The 3,505-nt window shown below is 33.9% G+C and carries 4 protein-coding genes; 3 read left to right on the top strand and 1 reads right to left on the bottom strand.

Going from position 1 to position 3,505, the window contains the following annotated elements; genetic code table 11:
* Positions 1 to 144 precede the first annotated feature (144 nt).
* The 3 genes from KFD70_RS29030 (at position 145) to KFD70_RS29020 (ending at position 1,759) form a co-directional block, all read left to right on the top strand.
* Positions 145 to 372 carry a helix-turn-helix transcriptional regulator gene (locus KFD70_RS29030; RefSeq protein ID WP_336454644.1) on the top strand — a complete coding sequence of 76 codons (228 nt, stop codon included), beginning with the start codon at positions 145 to 147 and terminating at the stop codon, positions 370 to 372.
* Positions 369 to 656 carry a DUF2178 domain-containing protein gene (locus tag KFD70_RS29025; RefSeq protein WP_221781662.1) on the top strand — a complete coding sequence of 96 codons (288 nt, stop codon included), beginning with the start codon at positions 369 to 371 and terminating at the stop codon, positions 654 to 656. Before KFD70_RS29030 ends, KFD70_RS29025 begins: the two co-directional genes overlap by 4 nt.
* 542 nt (positions 657 to 1,198) lie before the next feature.
* Positions 1,199 to 1,759, top strand: coding sequence for a replication/maintenance protein RepL (locus KFD70_RS29020; RefSeq protein WP_336454645.1), 561 nt, complete (start codon positions 1,199 to 1,201; stop codon positions 1,757 to 1,759).
* Positions 1,760 to 1,787: 28 nt separating this feature from the next.
* On the opposite strand, the gene mobV is transcribed toward KFD70_RS29020, so the two are convergent.
* On the bottom strand, positions 1,788 to 3,014 hold the full coding sequence (gene mobV / locus KFD70_RS29015) for a MobV family relaxase (RefSeq protein ID WP_431613550.1): 1,227 nt from the start codon (positions 3,012 to 3,014) through the stop codon (positions 1,788 to 1,790).
* Positions 3,015 to 3,505: the final 491 nt, after the last annotated feature.

The raw sequence follows: 3,505 nt of genomic DNA, 5'->3' as shown, positions 1-3,505 counted from the left end.
TCCCGTTCCCTTTCGGGATCGGTCCGGTACCGTTGACAGACACCATGTATTACTTATATACACTTATTTAATTGTTAAAAAAAGTTTACAATATGTTAAAAATAAATTACAATTATGGGAATAATATAAACAACGGAGGTATCTATGGAACAGAAAGGGACGTTACGAAACAATCTAATCGTACTGCGGGCAGAAAAACGGTGGTCACAAACTGAATTAGCAACACGTGTAGGCGTTAGTAGACAAACTATTGCCTCAATTGAGGCAAATCGATATAATCCATCTCTTATTTTAGCTTTTGAAATTGCCCGTGTTCTTGGTACAGAGTTCCATAAAGTATTTCAATATACGATAGAGGAGGAAATGGAATGATAATGATAATTGGAGTTGTTATATCAATCGTTGGATTAATTGGGGTATTATATTCTACACATTTTGCGACGAAAGAAGAAAATGATGAAAGAGGAGAAAAAATTACAGGAAGTGCTGCAAAAGTTTCGTTGTTTGTATTTTTATTTGCGTATTCAATTATTTTTCTAATAGGCAATCTTTACTCATTAACAAGTGAACAATATAAATTAGCAAATACATTTTTATTAACTGGAGTATTATGTTCTTACTCAATATCTATTTTAGTGTTGAGAAAAAAATATTAAATTGAAAATAGTTCATCACCTTAATACCCTTTGTTTTTGGGTGTGAGGTAAGGCTGGGGTGAAGCGAAGCGAGGGGCTAGCCCCTTATAATGTCATAAAAATATAGAGTAAGAGATATTTTGCGGACAACTGATCTAAGCGGTTCGGCTGGTACAATTGCTAGTCCAAGTCGTGCTACCTAAATCCTCGTTTTTGGTATGTTCGGCTTGGCGAGATTCTCACACCTGCCGAATTCCACAATGCAATGGAAAAAGAGTGGAGATTTTTTGAGTGGGTTTCTCAAAAAATACTACTCGACCATTGCATTGTGGAAAGCCCTACTAGGAGATATAGAAAGGGATAAGCTAAAAACCTTGATAAATAAGGCTTTTTAAAGAGTAAATGTAACATAGCTTGTGATACATAAATGTAACATAGCTTGTGATACATTTATGTTACAACATGTAACATAAATGTCTTTACGTGTCCTCTATTTTGTTATACGATGTAACAAAGTTGATACATAAATGTATCATAACTTGTGATACATAGGAGGTTTAAAAATGGTATCAGAGGTGTTGCAATTGGATCATGAAGAAAAAAAGATTACAGTTGAATTGACTAGCGAAGAATTGAACAAAATTCAAAAATTATTAGAGATTGAGAACGAAAAAGAGAAGACAGAAAAACAAAAAGAAGAAGAAAAAAAGAACTATAACTTTATACAATTATATCGTGATAATATGCCTGAATTACGCTGGTTAATGACCAAACAGCCATTTGCTAGTAGTTTGTTATTTTTTATATTAGAACATATGGACAACCGTAATGCTTTAGCCTGTTCATATTCAGTTTTTGAAGATTATTTCGGAAAATCAAGAATGACGATTTATAGAGCAATTAAAATCCTTGAAGAAAACGGTTTTATTGATGTATTAAAAATGGGCACATCAAATGTTTATGTAGTTAATGAAGACCTTGCATGGACAGATAAAAACACAAGTAAAAAATTCGCAAAATATGATGGTAATATCCTTGTTAGTAAAAAGGAAAATAAAGATTATCAATATCGAAGCCAATTTGATAGATTCAAAGCCTTACGCGAAAGAGAAGGAATAAAATAAAAAGAACTCTGTTAAGAGTTCTTTTTATTTATCTCTCTAAACCACTATCTCTATTTCTATTTTTCTCTTTTTTCTTTTGTTGTATATCTTTTGAAGCAAGATCATACCCTTTTCTTTCATGTTCGGTTAAATTATTTTCACTAAATCGAGTATTACTAAAAGGATTTAAAGTGATATTCACTTTCTTCTTGCAATACCCTACAATTTGTTGGAACTTCTCCAACCCTTGAGGAGCTCGTTCTTTATAGAACTCTTGTATTTGCGTAAATAATTTTTGAAGTCTCTCATATTTTGCTTTATATGGTTCTAATTCTTTTTTCTCTTTTTCTAAACGTTTTACAGTTGTATGTAAATCTGTATTATTCACTTTCAAAGCATCGTTTTGCCTCTGTAACGTCTCATTTTCCCTTTTAAAGGCCTCTGATGCTTTTGCAAGGGTTTTTATCCTTTTAAAATCTTCCGCTCCAATTTCGACCGTTTTAGAGCGTATAAGCCCACCTTTTTCTTTCACAGACATGTTTTCTACCTTTTTCCCAACATTAACTGCTCTTTTTAAATCATTTAAACGATTTTTCATCTGTTGCATAGATTTCTCTATTCGTTGTTTCTCTAACTCTTTCTCTAAAAGAGTATCTTCTAACACTTGTACTTCTTCTTTTGCGGTTAAAGCTTTAAAACGTGCGGTTTCAATATGCTTTTTATCACTAGATACTCCACGTTCTAAATCAAATCCTTTCTCTACCATATGAGCATGAAAATCGTCCTGGAGTAAAACCAATTCTTTTCGGTTAAAAATCTGTTTAGCTGATAGTTTATTCTCTTCAGTCACTGGAACCATTCCAACATGCATGTGTGGTGTTTTCTCATCCAAATGCACAGCTGCATGTACAATATTTTGTTCTCCATATCTATCTTTTAAAAAACTATACGCTTCTTTAAAAAACACCTTTTGTTGAGCTGGATCAACCATATCCAGCACATCGAAAAATTCTCTATCACTTGTTACCACAAATTCGCACATCACAACCGCATCTTTTCGAATCGCTCGATTAGTCTCTACATTTTGTTCAATCTTTTCTTTTACTGTTTTCAAATAATCAATGTATTGATCGTTATGTAAATCATAATTCAAATGACTTTGTTCTTTTTCAATATCAGGATTTGTATGACTTTCTTTTTCTCGTTGATTATGAATCTGGATTCCTTTCACATCTCGCATCTTAAATTTCTGCATTCTACAAATAGCAAAACTCACGAATCCTCACCTCAACTTGTCCTATTTTTTCTCTTTATTTTACTCTCGACCACTCTATAAAGTATATATACTTCTCTACTGTTTTTCGGTGGACTTCCATGTAAAGTATAGCACACTATACTTTACTATCGTAAAGGTGTGCCCTGCGGGGCTATTCGGCAAGCCGAATAAAGACCTTGGGCTTTGCCCAAACCCACTGGGGAACGCTTCCCCAGACCCCCTCAATCCAACTCCCCAACCCCTCAAATCTTTGAGGGGCTCCCTCGCCGGTTGGCAGGCCAAAACGATGAACGTTTTGGTTCTGCAAGAGGGTTACATAGTAAGTCTGTCAACTCCTTATCCTCCCGTTCCCTTTCGGGATCGGTCCGGTACCGTTGACAGACACCATGTATTACTTATATACACTTATTTAATTGTTAAAAAAAGTTTACAATATGTTAAAAATAAATTACAATTATGGGAATAATATAAACAACGGAGGTATCTATGGA

Origin of the sequence: Bacillus pfraonensis, from assembly GCF_050768835.1 — a bacterium.
GTDB classification, from domain to species: domain Bacteria; phylum Bacillota; class Bacilli; order Bacillales; family Bacillaceae_G; genus Bacillus_A; species Bacillus_A pfraonensis.
Note: the sequence above shows the minus strand (reverse complement) of the source record. Positions and strands in the feature narration are given on the sequence as shown.